We start from the raw sequence: 18530 nt of genomic DNA on the forward strand, positions 1-18530 counted from the left end.
CCCTCACCCCAGATTGAGCCGCACCGCCACCGATCGGGCGTGCGCTTCCAGTCCCTCGGATCGTCCCAGCGTCACCGCCGTTGGCCCGATCGCGCGCAGCGACTCGGGGCTGCATTTCAGGATGGAGGTGCGCTTCATGAAGTCGAGCACGCCGAGCCCGGACGAGAAGCGCGCCGAGCGCGCCGTGGGCAGCACGTGGTTGGGCCCGCCCACATAGTCCCCGACCGCCTCGGGCGTATGGGCGCCGAGGAAGATCGCGCCGGCGTTGCGGATGCGCGCCGCCAGCGCTTCCGCCTCGTCGCACTCAATCTCCAGGTGCTCAGGCGCGAGGCGGTCGACCAGCGCGACCGCGTCGCCGAGGCGGGGGACGAGGATGACGGCGCCGTAATCGCGCCAGCTCGCGCCCGCGATGGCGGAGCGCGGCAGGGTCTTCAGCCGGCCCTCGACGGCGGCCTCGACCGCGTCGGCGAGTTCGGGACTGTCGGTGATCAGGATCGACTGGGCGGCGGCGTCGTGCTCGGCCTGGGCCAGAAGGTCCGCCGCGATCCAGTCGGGATTGGCGTGGCGGTCGGCCAGCACCACGACTTCGGAGGGGCCGGCGATCATGTCTATGCCGACCTGGCCGAAGACCCGCCGCTTGGCGGCGGCCACATAGGCGTTGCCCGGTCCGACGATCTTGGCGACGGGCGCGATCGTCGCCGTCCCGTAGGCCAGCGCCGCGATCGCCTGGGCGCCGCCGACCCGGTAGATCTCGGAGACGCCGGCGATCCGGGCCGCGGCGAGCACGGCGGGGTTCATGGCCCCGTCCGGCGTCGGCGCCACCATGACGATGCGCGGCACCCCGGCCACCTTCGCCGGGACGGCGTTCATCAGCACCGAGGAGGGATAGCTCGCCGTGCCGCCCGGCACGTAGAGCCCCGCGGCCTCGACCGCCGTCCAGCGATGGCCGAGCTCCACGCCCAGGGCGTCGACATAGCGGTCGTCCGACGGCCGCTGGCGCGCGTGGTAGGCTTCGATGCGCGCATGCGCGAGCCGCAGCGCCGACACGACCTCCGGATCGCAGGCGCGCCAGGCCCGTTCGATCTCGTCCTCGGTCACGATCAGGCCGGCCGCATCGATGTCCAGCCGGTCGAAGCGTCGGGTATAGGCCACGAGGGCCTCGTCGCCCCGGGCCACGACCTCCTCGATGATGGCCTTGACGGTCAGGTCGACGTCCTCCGACGCCTCCCGCTTCTGCGCGAGGAGGCCGGCGAAGTCCGCGTCGAAGGTGGGCGATCCGGCCTGGAGCCGAAGCGGCATCGAAGGGCCTTTCATTCTGCGAGGTCGTGCAAGGGACGGTTCGGCGTCTCCCAGGCCGGCCCGAGGTCGCGCAGCTCGGCCTCCAGGCACTCGACCTGGAGCCTGACGGCGCCGCCGCCCGAGAAGACGAGCGTCACATGGCCGGAGGGCGCGTCGCCCGGCGTGAAGGTCACGGCCAGCAGGTTGAGCACCGCGTCCGGGTCCTCGGCGCGGACGCGGCTGCGCTGCACCTTGAGCACGCGCGCGAAGGAGAGGCCCGTCCTGCGGCGCTCGCCCTTGGGACCCCGGACGGCCTCCCAGGCGAAGCGGTTGGCGACGAGAGCGAAGCGCTTCTCGCGGGGAAGATAGGTCATGTCGCCGACCTTCAGGACCGCGTCCTGCAGGTGCGCGGAGACGACCGCCAAGTCCTCCTCGTCGAGCGCCATCAGCTTCAGGGCTTCTACGCCGGTCATCCTTGTCCCTCGCTGTGAGACCCTGTAGCCGGGCCTCGGCCTTGGCGCAACCGAACCGCCGCGCCAGCCCCCAAATGGGCAGCGCAACGCGCGGTTCCAAGCCTCGGCGGCGCCGGCCGAGGCCCGCGCGGCGCGGGACGGATCACACCCGCCTTCGGGAGCCTTGATGTTTTTGCAGTTTATGCGTGAGATGCGGCGTGGCCAAAGCCACGCTGAAGCGGCGTCCAGGGACGCGACGGGTCGGAGAACCAGATGCGGAAGACCATCGCCATGGCGGCGGCGGGCGCTCTCCTGAGCTTATCGGGAGCGGCGGCCGCGAGCGAAACGCTCCCGGGCGGAGCGATCCTGCAAGGCCAGAGCGGCCGGATCGAACTCGCCCAATACTATGATCCGCCCCCGCCGCCCGGCTATTACCGCCCGCGTCCGCCGTCCTATGACCCGGACCCCTATTACCGCCCGCGCCAGCCCTCCTATCGGCCCGACCCCTACCGGCAGCCCCGCCCCTACTACCAGGAGCAGCCCCTTCGGCCGCGCGGGCGCATGACCGACATGTGCATCACCTCGCGTGGGCCCTGCCGCGTCTATCCCCAGCCGCCCGGCCGGCCGTGCCGTTGCGACGTCCCCGGTTTCGGGACGAAGCGGGGCGTGACGGGTTACTGAACGCGCCATGGAACGGGATGCTGGAGCGGAGCATTGAGCTTCGGTCCAGCCGTTCGCTCAAGGAGACGACCCGTGAAGCATGTCCATCTCGCCGCGTTGACCATCGCCGCTTGCCTGGCGGGAGCCGGCGAGACCTACGCCGCCGCCGCCGACTCCGTCGACCGGGCCGATCCCTACGCCCAGCCCGGCTACGGCCGTGGGTATGGCCGCCCCGGCGGGCAAGGCTACGGGGGTCAAGGCTATGGCGGCCAAGGCTATCGCCAGCAGCCCGCGCCCGCGTATCAGCAGCCCCGCTACGCGCCGCCGCGCCATGTGCAGCCGCGCTATGCGCAGCCCGAATACGCCCCGCGCTATGCGCCTCAGCCGCGCTACGTCCAGCCCGAATACGCGCCGCCGCGGCCCTATTACCGCCAGGGCCGCTACGCCTCCACCTGCCTGACGTCGCGCGGCGCGTGCCCGGCCCGTCCGGCGCCGCCGAACAGCCCGTGCGGCTGCGACATCCCCGGCTTCGGCTACAAGCGCGGCGCCACGACCTACTGACCGCGCCCACGCCGGCGTCCGAACGCGCCGCCGCGGCTCCTCCGCGGCGGCGTTTCCGTTCAGCCGCTGATGCGCTCGACCTCCGCGCCGCAGCGCACCAGCTTCTTCTCCAGCGCCTCGAAGCCCCGGTCGAGGTGGTAGACGCGGTGGACCATCGTCTCGCCCTCGGCCGCCAGCGCGGCGATGACGAGCGAGACCGAAGCGCGCAGGTCGGTCGCCATCACGGGCGCGCCCTTCAGCACCGGGGCGCCCTCCACGATGGCGAGGTCGCCGTCCAGGCGGATCCGCGCGCCCAGGCGAGCCAGCTCCTGCACATGCATGAAGCGGTTCTCGAAGATCGTCTCGCGGATCCGGGAGGTCCCGTCGGCGCGGGTCATCAGCGCCATGAACTGCGCCTGAAGGTCGGTCGGGAAGCCCGGGAAAGGCTCCGTCGTGACGTCGACCGGCGCGATGCCGCGGCCGTTGCGGCGCACCCGGACGCCCTCGTTCGTCGACGTGATCTCGGCGCCGGTCTGCGCCAGCACGTCCAGCGCGGCCTGCAGCAGCTCGGGCCGGGCGCCGCGGAGCAGGACGTCGCCTCCCGTCATCGCCACCGCCATCGCGTAGGTGCCGGTCTCGATGCGGTCCGGCAGCACCGGATGGCGCACGCCGCCCAGCGACGTCACGCCCTGGACGACGATCCGCGACGAGCCCGCGCCTTCGATGCGGGCGCCCATGCCGATCAGGCACTGCGCGAGGTCGACGACTTCCGGCTCGCGCGCGGCGTTCTCGATCACGGTCGTCCCGTGGGCCAGCGTCGCCGCCATCAGGGCGGTGTGGGTGCCGCCCACCGTGACCTTGGGAAACGCCACTTCGCCGCCGCGCAGCCCGCCCGAGGGCGCGCGCGCCACTGCATAGCCGGCGTCGATGTCGATCTTCGCCCCGAGGCTCTCCAGCGCCAGCAGCAGCAGGTCCACCGGACGCGTCCCGATGGCGCAGCCGCCCGGGAGCGACACGCGCGCCTCGCCCATGCGGGCCAGCAGCGGCGCGATCACCCAGAAGCTGGCGCGCATGCGCGAGACGAGCTCATAGGGGGCGGTGGTGTCCACGATGGTCCGGGCGCTGAACCTCACCGTCTCGCCCGCGTCGTCGGCCTGCCCGGCGCGCTTGCCGTCGATCGAGGCGTCGACGCCGTGGTTGCCCAGGATGCGCATCAGCTGACGCACGTCGGACAGGCGCGGCACATTCTCCAGGATGACCGTCTCCGGCGTGAGCAGGCTCGCGATCATGAGCGGCAGCGCCGCGTTCTTGGCGCCTGAAATCGGAATCGAGCCGTTCAGGGGGCTGCCGCCGACGATGCGGATACGATCCATGGGTCACCCGTGTTGGGGCGCCGGCCTCCGGCGCCGCGTATGCGACAGTTCGCGACTGACGTCGCTGGATTTAAGGCTCACCAGCGGGTCTGAATGCGACCGATGCAGGGCCTTGCGCCCGCCTTCGCTCCAAATCCCCGGATCGTGGCCATTCGGTCACAGAGGCTTCGTTGGAGGGGTCGGCGGGTCCGCCGGCGCCTCGTCCGCGGGGCCTTCGGGGCCGCGTGCTTCGGCCCCGTCGACGCGCGACCGCGCCTGCGCCTTGCGACGCTTCAGATTGTCGCGCAGCGCCGCTGCGAGCCGCTGGGTTCTGCGGTCTTTCTCGGTGGAGCCGGTCACCGGACACTCCGTGGGCGGGACGGTCTCCTTCCAGGAAGGCCATCCGAAAGCCGGGGTTAAGCAAGCGGGGCGATGATTATGCGTTCGGCGCGATCCAGACAACCGCCGGCGGCGCGCGGCCCCCTTATTTCAGCCGCAAGGGCGGGCCATTCCAGCGCCGCGCTGGTCGGGACATCTGCGGATTGAACCGCCTGACGGCCCGTGCCATGGACATCAGCATGGATTACGCAGCGTTCTTCGAACAGGCCGTGAGCGATCTGAAGGCCGAGCGGCGCTACCGCGTCTTCGCCGACCTGGAGCGCATCGCCGGCCGCTTCCCCCACGCCATCCGGCATACGGCGCAAGGGCCGCAGCCCGTCGTGGTCTGGTGCTCCAACGACTATCTCGGCATGGGCCAGCATCCGGCCGTCATCGAGGCGCTGGCGTCCACGGCGAGGCGCATGGGCGCGGGCGCGGGCGGGACGCGCAACATCTCGGGCAACCACCATCCGGTGGTGCAGCTGGAGGCCGAGCTGGCCGACCTGCACGCCAAGGACGCCGCGCTGGCGTTCACCTCGGGCTACGTCTCCAACCTCACCGGCATCGCCACCATCGCCAGGCTGATCCCGGACTGCCTGATCCTCTCCGACGCGCTGAACCACAACTCGATGATCGAGGGCGTGCGCAACGCCGGCCGGGAGAAAGCCATCTTCCGGCACAACGACCTGGAGCACTTGGAGGACCTGCTGCGGCGCGCCGGGCGGGACCGGCCGAAGCTGATCGTGTTCGAGAGCATCTATTCGATGGACGGGGACATCGCCCCGATCGGGCGCATCTGCGACCTCGCCGAGCGCCACCAGGCGATGACCTATATCGACGAGGTGCATGCCGTCGGCCTCTACGGTCCGCGGGGGGCCGGCGTGGCCGAGCGCGACGGCGAGATGGGCCGCATCGACGTCATCGAGGGCACGCTGGCCAAGGCCTATGGGTGCCTCGGCGGCTACATCGCCGGCTCCGCCCCGATGGTGGACGCCGTGCGCTCCCACGCCCCGGGCTTCATTTTCACCACCACGCTGCCGCCGGCCGTGGCGGCCGCGGCGTGCGAATCGGTGCGTCTCCTGAAGGCCTCCGGCGAGGAGCGGGAGCGGCACCAGCGCCAGGCGGCCCGCACCAAGGAGGTTCTGGCCGCCGCCGGGCTTCCGGTGATGCCCACCTCGACCCACATCGTGCCGCTGATGGTGCGCAACGCGGAGCTGTGCAAGGCGGCGTCGGACCGGCTGCTCGACACGCACGGGATCTACATCCAGCCGATCAACTATCCCACGGTGCCGCGGGGCGAGGAGAGGCTGCGCATCACCCCCACGCCGTTCCATGACGAGAGCCTGATCCAGGCCCTGGCTGACGCCCTCGTCGAGGTGTGGGATCACCTTGGCGTTCCGCGCGACGCCGCCGCCCCGCTCGCCGTCGCGGCGGAGTGACGGGAGGCGCGACCCCCACGAAAATGGCCCGCGGCGGCTTGCGCCCCCGCGCCCCATGTGGCAAGAGACCCCCGCTTCGGGACCCACGGCGCTTCGCCCCGTCCCGCTCGCTGCCGTAGCTCAGTGGTAGAGCACTCCCTTGGTAAGGGAGAGGTCGAGAGTTCAATCCTCTCCGGCAGCACCAGCCTAAGTCACTGACTCGCCAAACAGTCGTTGAGCAAGCTTCTCTGAGTCGCCGCTAGCGCGTCACGTGCACAGCGATCGGGTCGCTTGCCGGGAAGCTCTCCTCCTCGGCTTCGTCTAGGCGCTCATCGAGCCGCTCTTTGGAGTTCTCCGGAGAAGGCGGCGCTTCGTGCTCTAATGGCCTCGAGATGGGCTCGGCGCGTTCAGCGTCGGACGGTGTCGGTCGCGAACCACTCATCAGAGTTTCCTCCTCACTAGAGAACGGCAGCTAAAGAGTAGAGGCTGCGCTAGCCGCACGTGGGTAGATGGATTGGTCGAACAGATCGTCCGTGGGCGGCGCGACTGCGAAATCACCAAGCCGAACCTGGTAGGCCAACATCGTCCGTGTGTCCTCAAGGATGGAGGTCGGGTCGGTCGTGAAGTGCACGGCACGGGATTTCAGCGCCTTCTCCATCGTCGCCGGGCTGACCAGTCCGCCGCCCAAGATCGTGGCGACGACGGGTGCTGCAAGTCCCGGTTCCGTTGTCAGTTGTCGGGTCGCCTTAATGACGTGAGCCACAAATGAGATCACTGCGTCAGTGTGTTCCCGGATGAGTTCGCCGCGTGCGGCTATCACCACGCCGGGGATGCGGGGGAACATGTCCGTCGACACGATGATCTGGCGGGCCGTTGGGTCGCGCTCGAGCACCAATGTCAGGGAGGGCTCAAGGAGAGTGCCGCCGTCGATCGCCCCTGCCAGCATTGCCTGCTGAACGGCTTCAATCCCCATGGGGACGATCTCAACGTCAGTCGTCGCCACCTTCGCCGTCTCTCGCAACCAATATTGGAGCGCGACCGTCGGGACGGCTCCCGGTGGAAGCGTCCCGATCTTCGCTGGGCGGCCAGCATCCCTTCGGAACGCCGCAAACGCCTCGTCGGCGTTGCGGCCAGCGGCGAAAGCCCGGGCCAGGGCGCCTCGCGCAGCAAAGCCAGATCCGCCCAACGCGCAGGACGCGACGACGCGAACGTCGATGCCCTTCGACCGGGCCACCGCGATGGGGGCAATCCCAATGGCCATGAGGTCCATCGTTCCGGACGCAAGCGCCTGGATGCCAGCCGGACCTGAGTCAAACTTGACCAGGTCGAGCACGAAGCCAGCGATCGCTGAGTTCCGGCTGTCCGCCACCATGAATAAGGCGCTTGCGCCGATCACGGGCACGTAGCCCACACGGAGTCGCACAGGCTGCTGTTGCGCGCTGGCGAGTTGTGGAGACAAAGCCGCGCTGGTCGCCGCGGCCAAAAACGATCGCCGATCCATCGGAGTTTTCACCAATTCCGGCTCTAGCGCATGCCACAGCCTAATCCAGCAGGCCTCGCCCGTCCCCTACTGTTCTCATCACACTCTTGGCCAGCTACGAGCGCTTGGGCTTCGATGTCCGCGGCTGCGGCCCAAATGGGGCCCAGCTCCGACCGGGTCTGGGGCAATCGCGCGTTTTCCTGCCATGGACGAGCGCGGCGTATTTTCTCAGATCTGTGCGGAACTTAGGCCACCCCGGATACGGTGTTCCCCCTAGGGAACATCCGATTGTACGCGGTCGACTGGCGCTTAATGTCTCCGCTTTACTTTCAAGGGTTCACTCTCGATCCGGGGACACAGGCCATGACCCAGCACGCTTTCGATCTAGCGGGGGTGAATTGGCCAAAAATCGGCTCGGATTCCTCTTCGGATTGCTTTGGTGATCATCCGTCCCACCGAGCCCGCTTCCGGACACCTTCAGCTCAGCAGATCGTTCTTACCCCGGCAGGGAACACCATCTATCGGGAAGGGGAGCCTTGCCGTGCAATCTTCCAGGTTGCGCACGGCCTTGGGCGCACGTGACCGGCACAGCCGCCCAGGACGTTCCTACGCGTTACCGTCATATCCCGGTATTCGAGAAGCCTGTGGCCTCGGACGCCTTCGCGGCTCAGGTCGCCGCGACCGCGCGTCCTCGGCTCCGAGGAGGGTGAGAGCCCCCTGCCCCAGGGCCGGGCGACATCGCGCTGCCTGCCATGAGCGGAACAGATCGCGTGCCTGCCAACGGGAGAACGTTCCGGGCGTGACCGCGTTGGCGCGGGAACCCCCGACGGAAAGGATCTGCCATGGCCGAAGGTCAACAAGGCATACGCCTCCAGGTCGCCAACTCGCGCGCGGAGGACGCCGGTCGTGGCGTCGCCAGGATGGGTCCCAAGGCGCTGGCCGAGCTCGGCCTCAAGCCGGGCGACGGCGTCGAGATTATCGGCAAACGCCATACGGCGGCGATCGTGGTTCCACATTACCCCGAAGACGAGGGCCTGGACGTGGTCCGCCTGGACGGCCTTCAGCGGATCAACGCCGGCGTGTCCAGCGGCGATCATGTCGAGGTGCGGCAGGCGGATGTGAAGCCAGCCGCCCGCGTCGTCCTGGGTCCGGCGCAAAAAAACATTCGCCTGCAGGGCTCGGGCGAAGCCCTGTCGCGCACGTTCCGCGGCCGCCCGATGGTGGCTGGAGACATCATCTCCACCTCGGCCCAGTCGCCTTTGAAGACCGATCCGCGCGTGCCGGACGAGTTACGCGGGCTGTTCAACCTGCCGAGCTACGGGCTGCAGGAGATCCGCCTCGTGGTCGTCTCCACGGCGCCGCGCGGGGTGGTCCAGATCACGCCGCAGACCGATATCGAGCTGCGTGCCCTATATGAGGAGCCCAAGGAGGCCCGCCGCGCCGACGTGACCTATGACGATATCGGCGGCCTGGGCGACACGGTCGACCAGGTTCGCGAGATGGTCGAGTTGCCGCTGCGCCATCCCGAGCTGTTCCAGCGGCTCGGCATCGACCCGCCCAAGGGCGTACTGCTCTATGGCCCTCCCGGGACAGGCAAGACCTTGCTGGCGCGCGCGGTCGCCAACGAGACTGAGGCGCAGTTCTTCAGCATCGCCGGACCCGAGATCATGGGCCGCCACTACGGCGAGTCCGAGCAGCGGCTGCGCGACGTGTTCCAGCAGGCCCAGCAGAACGCGCCCTCCATCATCTTCATCGACGAGATCGATTCGATCGCGCCCAAGCGCGAGGAGGTCACCGGCGAGGTGGAGCGGCGCATCGTGGCGCAGCTCCTGACTCTCATGGACGGCCTGGAGCCGCGCCAGAACATCATCGTCATCGGGGCCACCAACCGCCGCGAAGCCATCGACGAGGCCCTGCGCAGGCCGGGCCGTTTCGACCGCGAGATCGTCATCGGCGTCCCTGACCAGCCCGGCCGGCGCGAGGTGCTGGCCATTCACACGCGTGGCATGCCGTTGACGGAGGACGTCGACCTCGACGAGATCGCGCGCGTCACCTACGGCTTCGTCGGCGCGGACCTGTCGGCGCTGGCGCGCGAGGCCGCCATGGAGTCGCTGCGGCGCATCCTGCCCGACATCAACCTGAAAGACGGCATCCCGCCCGATGCCATGGAGCGCCTGCGCGTGTCGCGCGGCGACTTCATGAACGCGCTGAAGCGGGTGCAGCCTTCCGCGATGCGCGAGATCATGATCCAGGTCCCCAATGTCAGCTGGGAGGACATCGGGGGCCTCGACGAGGCCCGCACGCGCCTGCGCGAGGGCGTGGAGCTGCCGCTGCGCTCGCCGGAGTCGTTCCGCCGCATCGGCATCCGTCCAGCAAAGGGCTTCCTGCTCTTCGGGCCGCCCGGCACCGGCAAGACGCTGCTCGCCAAGGCGGTGGCGCGCGAGGCGGAAGCGAACTTCGTCGCAACCAAGAGCTCCGACCTCCTCTCCAAATGGTACGGAGAATCCGAGCAGCAGGTGTCGCGCCTGTTCGCCCGGGCCCGGCAGGTCGCCCCAACCGTGATCTTCTTCGACGAGATCGACTCGCTGGCCCCGGCCCGCGGCGGCGGGCTCGGCGAGCCCGCCGTCACCGAGCGCGTCGTCAACACCATCCTGGCCGAGATGGACGGGCTCGAAGAGTTGCAGGGCGTCGTCGTGATCGCGGCGACGAACCGGCCCAATCTGCTCGATCCCGCTTTGCTCCGCCCCGGCCGTTTCGACGAGCTCGTCTATGTGCCCGTGCCAGACATGGCGGGCCGGCGGCACATCCTCGGCATCCACGTCAAGAGCATGCCGCTCGCGCCCGATGTCGACCTCGACGTCCTGGCCGAGCGGACCGCCCGCTTCACGGGGGCGGATCTGGAGGATCTCACCCGGCGCGCGGGCCTGCTCGCGCTGCGTGAGTCGCTCGACGCCAAGGAGGTCAGCCGGGCCCATTTTGAGCAGGCCCTGCGCGAGACGCGCCCCTCCGTCACCGCCGAGATGGAGCGCGACTACGAGGAGATGCTGCACACGCTGAAGCAGGAGCAGCCGGCCCGGCGGCCGATCGGCTTCCTGCCCCTGCGCGACGCCGCCGAGTGAGACAGCTTGTCCGCGATGCAGGTGTAACGGGTTGACGGGACAGCCCTTATCGGTCGGGCCGCGCCCAGACCTGGCTGAAGTCGAAGTGTCCCGGATATATCCGCGACGGCTGACGCGCGGTGCGCTAGAGCCCCGGGCGCCCTACACCCGCAGGGGCGGCGGCGTTTCCTCAGCCTGGGCCAGTTCACGAAGCAGCATCAGGATTTCCTGAGGCAGAGGCTCGTCGACGACGTCGTGCCAAAACTCCCAAAGGGCCTGCTCGATCAAGAGGGTGTGCTGCTCGCCAGCCATCACCTTATCGTCCGGTTCCATCGCTCCGCCTTGTCAGCCATCGCCGCCCTGTGCTGACAGAAGTTCGCCGCTTCCGCATCGTTCTATGTGGGAGAGCAAAGGGAGCCGTGTGTGCGGTCTGTTCTCATCCTGGCCAGTTGTCTCGGGCAACGCGTCACGGCGTCCTTTATCGGTCGTAACATTCGCCTTGCCCACAGAGGCGATGCAGGGAGTCCTCAGGCCCTCTTGAGCGCCTGCTCGACCCAATCGACGATCGCCGTCGTCGGCATCGCGCCCGAGGTGCGAGCGATCTCTTGCCCTTTGCTAATCATGATCATGCTCGGAATGCTGCGAATGCCGTAGCGCCCGGCAATGGCGGGTTCCGCCTCGGTGTCGAGTTTGCCGAGCCGCACCCGCGGCTCCAGCCGCGGCGCCGCCCTCTCGAAATTGGGAGTCATCATTCGGCACGGGCCGCACCATTCCGCCCAGAAGTCGATCACGACCGGCAGGTCGCTCTTGAGCGCGTGCGAATCGAAGTTCGCGCCGTTGAGCTCGACGGCTTTGCCAGCAAAGAGAGGGTTGTGACACCGCCCGCATTTCGGGTTGCTGTCGATTTTTGCGCGGGGAACGCGGTTCACTGATGCATCGGTCGGACAGGCGACGAACAGGATCTCGGCGCATGCTTCCGGCCGGCTATCGATGGTCGATTCGGACATCGGCGTCTCCTTGACACGGCGCGGCAGGCGGGTGCAGTCGGAGCGGCGCGCTAGCTTTTGGGGGCTTCACTCGCAAGCGCCTCCCGCAGCGCCTGTTCCTTGCTGAGATCGAGCGACGTCCTGATGACCGTGCCCCCGGTCCCCTTGATCGCCTCCAGGACCTTGTCGGTCGTCATCCGTCGGATGAGCAAAAAGAGAGCGGCGTTGCCCGGCTGAAGGTTCGCCGCCAGTTCCTTCATGAAGCCATCGTCGACGCCAATGTCCGAGAGCGCCCCGCCCAGGGCGCCGGACGCGGCGCCCACCGCTGCTCCGAGTACCGGCATCAGGAAGATGGCGCCGATCAGAAGTCCCCAGAGGCTTCCCGAAAGGGCGCCGATCGCCGTCGTGCTAACGAGCTGGTTGAGCCTGATCTTCCCCGACGCCGTCTTGACAGCGATCACGGCGTCTTCCAGCTCGATCAGGTATTCGCGCTGCAGGCGGAGCAGCTTCTCGCGCACCTCCTCGGCCCTTTCGTCGGACGGGTAAACGATGACCACCAGATCCGGCATTTCGTCCTCCTGGACATCTCAATGGGGCCGCAGCTGGCGCCGTGAGGAGCCGGCAGAGTCCGATCCGAACCCGGCCCGCAGTCAGCTTTGTCGAGAGGATGTGACCCGCCCGGCCAGCCCGCCGTGACGACCATCAGCAAAACGCATATTCGGTCAGCCTCGCAGGGCTGCTGCAAAATCGGCGATGTCCATTTCGAGTTCGTCGCTCAGTCGGACCTGCAGAACTGCCGAGAGCATGTCGAGGAGCGCACGGCCCGTGGAGGCCCTTGAACCCGGTCGGATCGCAAGCGTGAGTCGCGATCCGCGGTCCAGTGCGTCGATGATGAAATCCCGGTCGAAGTAGCGGTCGGAACTCGCAACAAAAAGCCGGAAGCGATGCGGATGGGCGAATTCGATCACCTCTGACTCGAGGACGGCATCGGCCCCAAGCAGGAGTCGTCGCTCGCGCAGTCTTGACCCTTCGCCCAGCGGGCCCTCCGTCAACAGTTCCGCGCTCTCGACTGTCCGCAGGACGAGAGGCCACTCCACCGCGTTCGAGACCAGGCGGAACACCTTCGCCGGTGACGCAGCGACCGTCCTGCTCGCATGGATCTGCATGGTTCACCCCGGGGAGTGTTGGATGAGGCGGCGGCGCCGCCAGGGCCATCCTCGTCGCCTGGAACAATGAGACGGACGTTATCGCCGCGTCCGTGACGATCGTCAGCAAATGGGCGCTCCAGCCCGGGCTCGCACAGCCCCCGACAGCCGGTGCTGATCATTGCTGACGTCGGTCAGTGTCCTGCACGCGTCGGCCAGATACCGTGCTAACAGACGACGCCCAACCCCCGTGCGCAGATCGCAACGCTGAAGCGACCCAGCACGACACTGCCATGCGGAGGTCAGCCATAAGGTTTCGTCGTCCGGCGCTCCCCGAATCGGCGAAGGAAAAGCCCTAGGAGGGCGAAGTTCTTGCCCTCTGTCCCGGCATTCGGAACGGAAATGAAATCCTCCGACTACTAAGCAGCTCACTGAAATCGGATGAGGCTCACGGGTTCTTTGCTTATTCGTACAGGGGTACGCGATCATGGCCAAACTCGCTCTTTACGTGCCGTTGAAAGCCAAGCCGGGCAAGGAAGGCGACGTCGCCAACTTCCTTCAAGCGGCGCTTCCGCTTGTTCAAGAAGAAATCGGCACGCTGAGTTGGTATGCAATCGAAGAAGCGCCCGGTCAGTTCGCAATCTTTGACACCTTCGACAGCGAGCAGGATCGACAGGCGCATCTTGACGGTAAGGTGGCCGCAGCGCTTATGGCGCAGGCGAGCGAACTATTCTCAGAGCCGCCGCAGATTCACAAGATATCGATCCTCGCAGCAAAGTGAGCTTACACCCCCGAACACACCGTTTCGGACACTTCAGCCAGTGCTCGATCGGCCCGATCGATATGGGCTGTCCCTGGCGCTTGGAGATATCGCCCTCGAACCCGAGCTTGACGCGAGCGCAAAGCGGGGCGGTAGCGCGAGCGATCACGCAACTGAGTAGCTGAGATCGGCGGCTCTCCGCCACGGGGCGCGCGCCAGGCGTTCGCCCATGGGAGTGCGCTAGCCGCCGAAAGCGGGAGAAGTGAGCGGCGTCAAACGAGAGACACTCTTGCGCCGCGCAAGCGGATAGGGGAGCAACGGGTCGTTTCAGGCGGCTCCGAAAGAATCCGTGCGCAATGTTCGGTCGGATCGGCTCAGGCGGCGCAGGTGTTCTTAAACTGACGATCGTCAGGGCGCATATTGCATCGAGATGTCATAAGATTGAGATGACGCCTTTGAAACCGAACTACTGATCTGGATGCAACAATCAACACAGGACTCCGACCCATGGCCAGATCACTCATTGGGAGCGAAGGGGTTATGCTTCGCATCAACGGCTCCGATCATCTGCTGCAGATCGAGCCGCGGGTCACGCTGTTGGATGCGTTGCGAGAATACGCGCATCTCAACGGCACCAAGAAAGGCTGCGATCAGGGCCAGTGCGGCGCCTGCACGGTTCACGTCGATGGGCGGCGCGTCCTCTCTTGCCTGACGCTTGCGGCCCAGGTCGAAGGGCTGGCGATCACCACGATCGAGGGTTTGGCGGTCAACGGCAGCCTGCACCCGGTACAGGAGGCTTTCATTCGCCACGACGCCTTCCAGTGCGGATACTGCACGCCTGGTCAGATCATGTCGGCTGTCGCCTGTATTGACGAAGGCCGGACCGGTTCGGACACGAGCATCCGCGAATATATGTCCGGCAATTTGTGCCGTTGCGGCGCCTATCCGCACATTGTCGCGGCCGTGCGCGACGCGGCGCAGGCCATGGGTTCTGCTGGGGGGCGAGCACGATGAACAATTTCGAATATGTTCGGGCCACCGCCATTCCCGACGCGCTGAGGGCCGTCGCCCGTCAACCTGGCTCCCGCTTCCTGGCTGGCGGCACCACCATGGTGGACCTCATGAAATGCGGCGTAGAGGTTCCGTCAGCGCTCATTGACATCACGCGCTTGCCGGGCCTCGACACCATAGAAACTGGTCCGGCGAGCGTGCGCATCGGCGCTCTCACAACGATGAGCGATGTCGCCGATCACCCCGAAATCCGGACGGAGTTCCCGGTTTTGTCGGAATCGCTGTGGCGTGGCGCCTCGGCCCAACTGCGTAACATGGCCACCATCGGTGGCAATCTGATGCAGCGGACACGCTGCAGCTATTTCCGCGAACCAGGGGTCTACGGCGCCTGCAACAAACGCAATCCCGGTTCGGGCTGCGCAGCCCTTGAGGGCGTCAACCGCGGCCATGCTGTCTTGGGCACGAGTCCAAGCTGCATCGCCACTAACCCCGGTGACTTTGCAGTCGCTCTTATCGCCTTCGACGCTACTGTCCATGTTGAAGACGGCCAGCAACAACGTCGCATCCCAATCGATGACTTCTTCCTGTTGCCCGGAGACACGCCCGATGTTGAGCACCCACTCTCGTCCGGTGAATTGATCGTCGCGGTCGAGGTTCCGACCTCCGCAGCGCTGCGCCGCTCGCACTACCTCAAGGTGCGCGACCGCGAGTCTTACGAATTCGCGGCGGCAAGCGCCGCTGTCGGCTTGGAACTCGAGGCGGACGGGCGCACGATTCGAGACGTCAGGGTCGCGCTCGGCGGCATCGCCACCAAGCCGTGGCGGGCGCGCACCGTCGAAGCGGCGCTAGTCGGGCGTACTTTCGACGAGCCGACCGTGCGGGCCGCAAGTCGCCTGGCCACCGAAGGCGGCGTCGACCATGGCGAAAACCGCTTCAAGATCGACCTGGCTCCCCGCGTCGTCGCGCGTGCGCTGCTGACCGTTGGAGGGATCGCCTGATGGCTGCCACCAATTCTGAATCGCTGGAGAGCAACGGAACGTTTCTCGGTCGTCGCATCTCGCGTGCTGATGGCGTCGCGAAAGTTACCGGGCAAGCCGATTACGCCCTCGAACACGACTTGGCAGGCATCGTCCATGCCGTGATCGTCGAGAGCACCGTGCCGTCGGGGCGCATCGGAAAGATCGATCTTGCTGCGGCCCGGACGATGCCGGGTGTGCTGCGGATCTTGACCCATGCCGACGCCCTGCCGCTCAAGAGTTGTCCCATGGTTCCGGCGGGTAGTGTCATGGAGAGCTTCTTGCCGCTCCAGGACGACCGCATCCGATACAACGGTCAACCCATCGCTCTCGTGGTCGCCGATAGCTTCGATCATGCAACCGAGGCTGCGGGCCGCGTGCGCATCGACTACGAGACCGAACTGGCCGTCTCGCACATGGATGACCCAACGGCTAGACCCATTGACGTCCCCGGCGCCCCGTCATCCGGTGTGGGCCGGGGCGACGCACAGGGCGCGCTCGCGGCGGCGGCGGTGCGCCTGGAGGCCGTCTACACCACGCCCCGTGAATACTCCTGTCCGATGGAGCCGCTTGGAGCAATCGCAGCCTGGGGCGATGGCGGCGGTCTGACCGTTTGGATGCCGAGTCAATGGGCAGAGGGTGCACGAAGGGCGTTTTCCGACTGGTTTGCAATTCCGATGGAGGAGGTGCGCGTCATTTCACCGTTCGTGGGCGGTGGCTTCGGAGTCAAGGTCACAGCTCACGCGGACTCGCTTCTCGCGGCGATGGCTGCGCGCGAAATGCGACGACCGGTAAAGCTGGCGCTGACCCGTCCGCAGAACTTCACCGGCAACGGCTTACGGCCCGCGATACGGCAGAAGCTGACGCTCGGCGCCAGCCAAGACGGAAAGCTGCAGGTGCTCATTCACGAGAATACCAGTGAGACCTCCGTCGATGACGATTATGTCGAGGGTGGCGCGGCCACCGCCAAGGTCATGTATTCCGTGCCGAACCTGAGCGCGACGCAGAAACTGGTGCGGGTCAGTTCCTTCACTCCGAGCTGGAAGCGCGCGCCCGGAGAAGCGATCGGTGCTTATGCGCTCGAAAGCGCGATGGATGAACTTGCCTACAAGCTTAAGCTCGATCCCATCGAATTGCGGCTACGCAACTACGCAAGCCAGGATCCTGAATCGGCGAAACCCTGGTCGACCCGCCGGCTGCGCGAAGCCTATGACGCCGGCGCACGCGCATTTGGCTGGGAGAGACGCTCGCCGGAGCCGCGTTCGATGCGAGATGGCCACGAATTGATCGGATGGGGAATGGCGGGCGGCGCTTTCCCGAATGTGCACACGCCCGGCGAGGCGAGGGTCACGATCGCCGCCGATGGTTCGGTCGATGTCGCATCGAGCGGCGCGGACATCGGTGGCGGCACCTACACCATCCTTGCTCAGACAGCCGCCGACGCGCTCGGCGTCCCGTTCGAGCAGGTTCGCGTTCGGCTCGGCGACACCAGCCTGCCGCGCGCACCGGTCGCCGGAGTTTCACAGATCGCCAATCTCCTCACCGGCGCCGTGGATAAGACCGCACGCGCCGCTCGCGAGGAGCTGCTGACGCTAGCGTGCAGTCATGCTGGTTCACCATTCAGGGCCAAGCGAGCGAACGACTTCACGATCAAGGATGGAATGATCGCGCCGAAGGATGGCTCCGCAGAAGCCGTCATGATCGCCGAGCTGATGCGACTGGTCGGGCGTGATCGGATCGAGGTCACGCGCAACACCATGCCGGCCGACAAGGCGTCATCCGAAACTGAGCAGCGCGACGCCTATGACAGTTTCAAATATATGGGCCCACCGTCGCCCGACCATGCGACTTATGCATGGTGCGCGCAATTCGTGGAGGTTCGTGTCGACGAGGACTATGGAACCGTGCGTGTCCGCCGCATGGTCGGAGCCTTTGATTGCGGCAGGCTTTACAACCCCAAGCTCGCCGAAAGTCAGTGGAAGGGCGGCATGATCATGGGAATGGGAGAAGCGCTTCTCGAAGCCATACACATCGATCGCCGCTATGCACGAATCACCAATAACAACCTTGCCGACTACGTCGTGCCGGTGAACGCCGACGTGCCTGATATCGAGGTCATTTCAGTGGGCGAGCCGGACTTTCACGCCAGCGCCCTCGGCGGCAAGACGGTGGGTGAAATCGGCGTAGTCGGCGCTGCCGCCGCCATCGCCAACGCCGTGTTCCATGCCACCGGCAAGCGGGTGCGCGACCTGCCGATCACGATGGAGAAGCTGATGTAGGTGCGCGATCGGGCGACGTTCGGACGAAGCAAAACGAGGAATTCAGTTCTGCGCGTCTCAGGCTCGTCCCGGCGCCCGGCGGACATCTTGCTGATCCGCTGGCTGACGTGCAGCCGCTTTGGAGGGCTCAGCCATGTATGCCGCCGCTCTCGCCGCCACGGCCTTGTTGTTGGCGCATGATGTCTACGGCGACCTCCGCAGCCGGGAAGGCAATTTGTGCTGTACGGGTGACCCTGTGCGTGGCGATTGCGAGTGGGCCGAGTACCGGCTTTTGCCGGATGGCGACGTGGAGATGCTGAGCCATCGCCACCGCACCTGGATCCATGTCGCGCATCAGATGGTGGTGTGGCTGCCGATTCCCGGCAGCGATCGCCCGGCGCATTGGTGTGGAGTGCGGCGCATGCCGGTCCTTCCTGGACAGATGTCTCCTCTGACGCCTGAAAACCCTGATCCGCGCTTTTTCACCTATTGCGCCTTCATCGATCCGGGCGGAGCTTGAGGAACCGGCTGCGATCCACTGAATAGGCTAGGCGCCGTTCGAGCTTTGATCCCAGAAACAGACTGCGGCCCACACTTGATCTCGCCCGTTGCGTGTGCGTGTTCGGGCCATCCTGCGCCCGGCCGGAACATACGCTTTCGACCATCGTCGGTGGATGATGACCCGGCCAAGCTGCGCA

At 66.7% G+C, this 18530-nt stretch carries 18 protein-coding genes and 1 tRNA gene; 10 read left to right on the top strand and 9 right to left on the bottom strand.

Translation table 11 applies throughout. The features are described from left to right. Nucleotides 1-3 precede the first annotated feature (3 nt). The gene (gene hisD / locus ACYVO7_RS00115; protein WP_460447830.1) at nt 4-1299 is read right to left on the bottom strand and encodes a histidinol dehydrogenase; all 1296 of its coding nucleotides are present in this window, start codon (nt 1297-1299) and stop codon (nt 4-6) included. Between the two features lie 11 nt (nt 1300-1310). Beyond that, the gene (locus ACYVO7_RS00120; protein WP_460447831.1) at nt 1311-1751 is read right to left on the bottom strand and encodes a DUF2948 family protein; all 441 of its coding nucleotides are present in this window, start codon (nt 1749-1751) and stop codon (nt 1311-1313) included. 252 nt (nt 1752-2003) lie between these two features. On the opposite strand from ACYVO7_RS00120, the gene ACYVO7_RS00125 reads away from it, so the two are divergent. Then, on the top strand, nt 2004-2411 hold the full coding sequence (locus tag ACYVO7_RS00125) for a hypothetical protein (protein ID WP_460447832.1): 408 nt from the start codon (nt 2004-2006) through the stop codon (nt 2409-2411). A 72-nt stretch (nt 2412-2483) separates the two neighbouring features. After that, nucleotides 2484-2951 (top strand): hypothetical protein, encoded by a 468-nt coding sequence (locus ACYVO7_RS00130; protein ID WP_460447833.1) that lies wholly within the window; start codon nt 2484-2486, stop codon nt 2949-2951. A 59-nt stretch (nt 2952-3010) separates the two neighbouring features. On the opposite strand, the gene murA is transcribed toward ACYVO7_RS00130, so the two are convergent. Together murA and ACYVO7_RS00140 are read right to left on the bottom strand one after the other, a co-directional pair. Further along, nucleotides 3011-4303 (bottom strand): UDP-N-acetylglucosamine 1-carboxyvinyltransferase, encoded by a 1293-nt coding sequence (murA, locus tag ACYVO7_RS00135; RefSeq protein WP_460447834.1) that lies wholly within the window; start codon nt 4301-4303, stop codon nt 3011-3013. 156 nt (nt 4304-4459) lie between these two features. After that, nucleotides 4460-4642 carry a hypothetical protein gene (locus ACYVO7_RS00140; protein WP_460447835.1) on the bottom strand — a complete coding sequence of 61 codons (183 nt, stop codon included), beginning with the start codon at nt 4640-4642 and terminating at the stop codon, nt 4460-4462. A gap of 218 nt (nt 4643-4860) precedes the next feature. On the opposite strand from ACYVO7_RS00140, the gene hemA reads away from it, so the two are divergent. Continuing rightward, entirely contained in the window at nt 4861-6099 is a 1239-nt protein-coding gene (gene hemA / locus ACYVO7_RS00145) for a 5-aminolevulinate synthase (protein ID WP_460447836.1), read from the top strand. 109 nt (nt 6100-6208) lie between these two features. Continuing rightward, a tRNA-Thr gene (locus ACYVO7_RS00150) sits at nt 6209-6283 on the top strand. 267 nt (nt 6284-6550) lie between these two features. Here ACYVO7_RS00150 and ACYVO7_RS00155 read toward each other — a convergent pair. After that, on the bottom strand, nt 6551-7579 hold the full coding sequence (locus ACYVO7_RS00155) for an ABC transporter substrate-binding protein (protein ID WP_460447837.1): 1029 nt from the start codon (nt 7577-7579) through the stop codon (nt 6551-6553). 821 nt (nt 7580-8400) lie between these two features. On the opposite strand from ACYVO7_RS00155, the gene ACYVO7_RS00160 reads away from it, so the two are divergent. Continuing rightward, nucleotides 8401-10677 carry a CDC48 family AAA ATPase gene (locus ACYVO7_RS00160; RefSeq protein WP_460447838.1) on the top strand — a complete coding sequence of 759 codons (2277 nt, stop codon included), beginning with the start codon at nt 8401-8403 and terminating at the stop codon, nt 10675-10677. 141 nt (nt 10678-10818) lie between these two features. Here the strand turns inward: ACYVO7_RS00160 and ACYVO7_RS00165 are convergent, their stop codons facing one another. The 4 genes from ACYVO7_RS00165 to ACYVO7_RS00180 all read right to left on the bottom strand — a co-directional run bounded on the left by ACYVO7_RS00165 (nt 10819) and on the right by ACYVO7_RS00180 (nt 12808). After that, nucleotides 10819-10989 (bottom strand): hypothetical protein, encoded by a 171-nt coding sequence (locus ACYVO7_RS00165; RefSeq protein ID WP_460447839.1) that lies wholly within the window; start codon nt 10987-10989, stop codon nt 10819-10821. A 194-nt stretch (nt 10990-11183) separates the two neighbouring features. Continuing rightward, entirely contained in the window at nt 11184-11663 is a 480-nt protein-coding gene (trxC, locus tag ACYVO7_RS00170) for a thioredoxin TrxC (RefSeq protein ID WP_460447840.1), read from the bottom strand. A gap of 50 nt (nt 11664-11713) precedes the next feature. Next, nucleotides 11714-12211 carry a DUF1269 domain-containing protein gene (locus ACYVO7_RS00175; RefSeq protein ID WP_460447841.1) on the bottom strand — a complete coding sequence of 166 codons (498 nt, stop codon included), beginning with the start codon at nt 12209-12211 and terminating at the stop codon, nt 11714-11716. Between the two features lie 153 nt (nt 12212-12364). After that, a complete protein-coding gene (locus tag ACYVO7_RS00180) occupies nt 12365-12808 on the bottom strand; it encodes an SRPBCC family protein (protein WP_460447842.1) in 444 nt (147 codons plus the stop codon). A gap of 466 nt (nt 12809-13274) precedes the next feature. Here ACYVO7_RS00180 and ACYVO7_RS00185 point away from each other — a divergent pair, with 466 nt between their 5' ends. The 5 genes from ACYVO7_RS00185 to ACYVO7_RS00205 all read left to right on the top strand — a co-directional run bounded on the left by ACYVO7_RS00185 (nt 13275) and on the right by ACYVO7_RS00205 (nt 18352). Then, the gene (locus tag ACYVO7_RS00185; protein WP_460447843.1) at nt 13275-13568 is read left to right on the top strand and encodes a putative quinol monooxygenase; all 294 of its coding nucleotides are present in this window, start codon (nt 13275-13277) and stop codon (nt 13566-13568) included. Between the two features lie 519 nt (nt 13569-14087). Further along, nucleotides 14088-14561 carry a (2Fe-2S)-binding protein gene (locus tag ACYVO7_RS00190; RefSeq protein WP_460447844.1) on the top strand — a complete coding sequence of 158 codons (474 nt, stop codon included), beginning with the start codon at nt 14088-14090 and terminating at the stop codon, nt 14559-14561. Beyond that, nucleotides 14558-15556, top strand: a complete 999-nt coding sequence (locus ACYVO7_RS00195; protein WP_460447845.1) for an FAD binding domain-containing protein — start codon at nt 14558-14560, stop codon at nt 15554-15556. Before ACYVO7_RS00190 ends, ACYVO7_RS00195 begins: the two co-directional genes overlap by 4 nt. Next, nucleotides 15556-17853: a xanthine dehydrogenase family protein molybdopterin-binding subunit gene (locus ACYVO7_RS00200; protein WP_460447846.1), complete on the top strand. Its 2298-nt coding sequence runs from the start codon at nt 15556-15558 to the stop codon at nt 17851-17853. The genes ACYVO7_RS00195 and ACYVO7_RS00200 overlap by 1 nt, the downstream gene beginning before the upstream one ends. Nucleotides 17854-17986: 133 nt before the next feature. Next, a complete protein-coding gene (locus ACYVO7_RS00205; protein WP_460447847.1) occupies nt 17987-18352 on the top strand; it encodes a hypothetical protein in 366 nt (121 codons plus the stop codon). The last annotated feature ends 178 nt before the right edge of the window (nt 18353-18530 follow it).

The sequence above is a fragment of the Alsobacter sp. SYSU BS001988 genome (genome assembly GCF_054796215.1).

Coding starts and splice junctions, on each gene's coding strand:
- hisD (WP_460447830.1), bottom strand. CDS start 1,299: ATGCCGCTTCGGCTCCAGGCCGGATCGCCCACCTTCGACGCGGACTTC.
- ACYVO7_RS00120 (WP_460447831.1), bottom strand. CDS start 1,751: ATGACCGGCGTAGAAGCCCTGAAGCTGATGGCGCTCGACGAGGAGGAC.
- ACYVO7_RS00125 (WP_460447832.1), top strand. CDS start 2,004: ATGCGGAAGACCATCGCCATGGCGGCGGCGGGCGCTCTCCTGAGCTTA.
- murA (WP_460447834.1), bottom strand. CDS start 4,303: ATGGATCGTATCCGCATCGTCGGCGGCAGCCCCCTGAACGGCTCGATT.
- hemA (WP_460447836.1), top strand. CDS start 4,861: ATGGATTACGCAGCGTTCTTCGAACAGGCCGTGAGCGATCTGAAGGCC.
- ACYVO7_RS00155 (WP_460447837.1), bottom strand. CDS start 7,579: ATGGATCGGCGATCGTTTTTGGCCGCGGCGACCAGCGCGGCTTTGTCT.
- ACYVO7_RS00160 (WP_460447838.1), top strand. CDS start 8,401: ATGGCCGAAGGTCAACAAGGCATACGCCTCCAGGTCGCCAACTCGCGC.
- ACYVO7_RS00165 (WP_460447839.1), bottom strand. CDS start 10,989: ATGGAACCGGACGATAAGGTGATGGCTGGCGAGCAGCACACCCTCTTG.
- trxC (WP_460447840.1), bottom strand. CDS start 11,663: ATGTCCGAATCGACCATCGATAGCCGGCCGGAAGCATGCGCCGAGATC.
- ACYVO7_RS00175 (WP_460447841.1), bottom strand. CDS start 12,211: ATGCCGGATCTGGTGGTCATCGTTTACCCGTCCGACGAAAGGGCCGAG.
- ACYVO7_RS00180 (WP_460447842.1), bottom strand. CDS start 12,808: ATGCAGATCCATGCGAGCAGGACGGTCGCTGCGTCACCGGCGAAGGTG.
- ACYVO7_RS00185 (WP_460447843.1), top strand. CDS start 13,275: ATGGCCAAACTCGCTCTTTACGTGCCGTTGAAAGCCAAGCCGGGCAAG.
- ACYVO7_RS00190 (WP_460447844.1), top strand. CDS start 14,088: ATGCTTCGCATCAACGGCTCCGATCATCTGCTGCAGATCGAGCCGCGG.
- ACYVO7_RS00195 (WP_460447845.1), top strand. CDS start 14,558: ATGAACAATTTCGAATATGTTCGGGCCACCGCCATTCCCGACGCGCTG.
- ACYVO7_RS00200 (WP_460447846.1), top strand. CDS start 15,556: ATGGCTGCCACCAATTCTGAATCGCTGGAGAGCAACGGAACGTTTCTC.
- ACYVO7_RS00205 (WP_460447847.1), top strand. CDS start 17,987: ATGTATGCCGCCGCTCTCGCCGCCACGGCCTTGTTGTTGGCGCATGAT.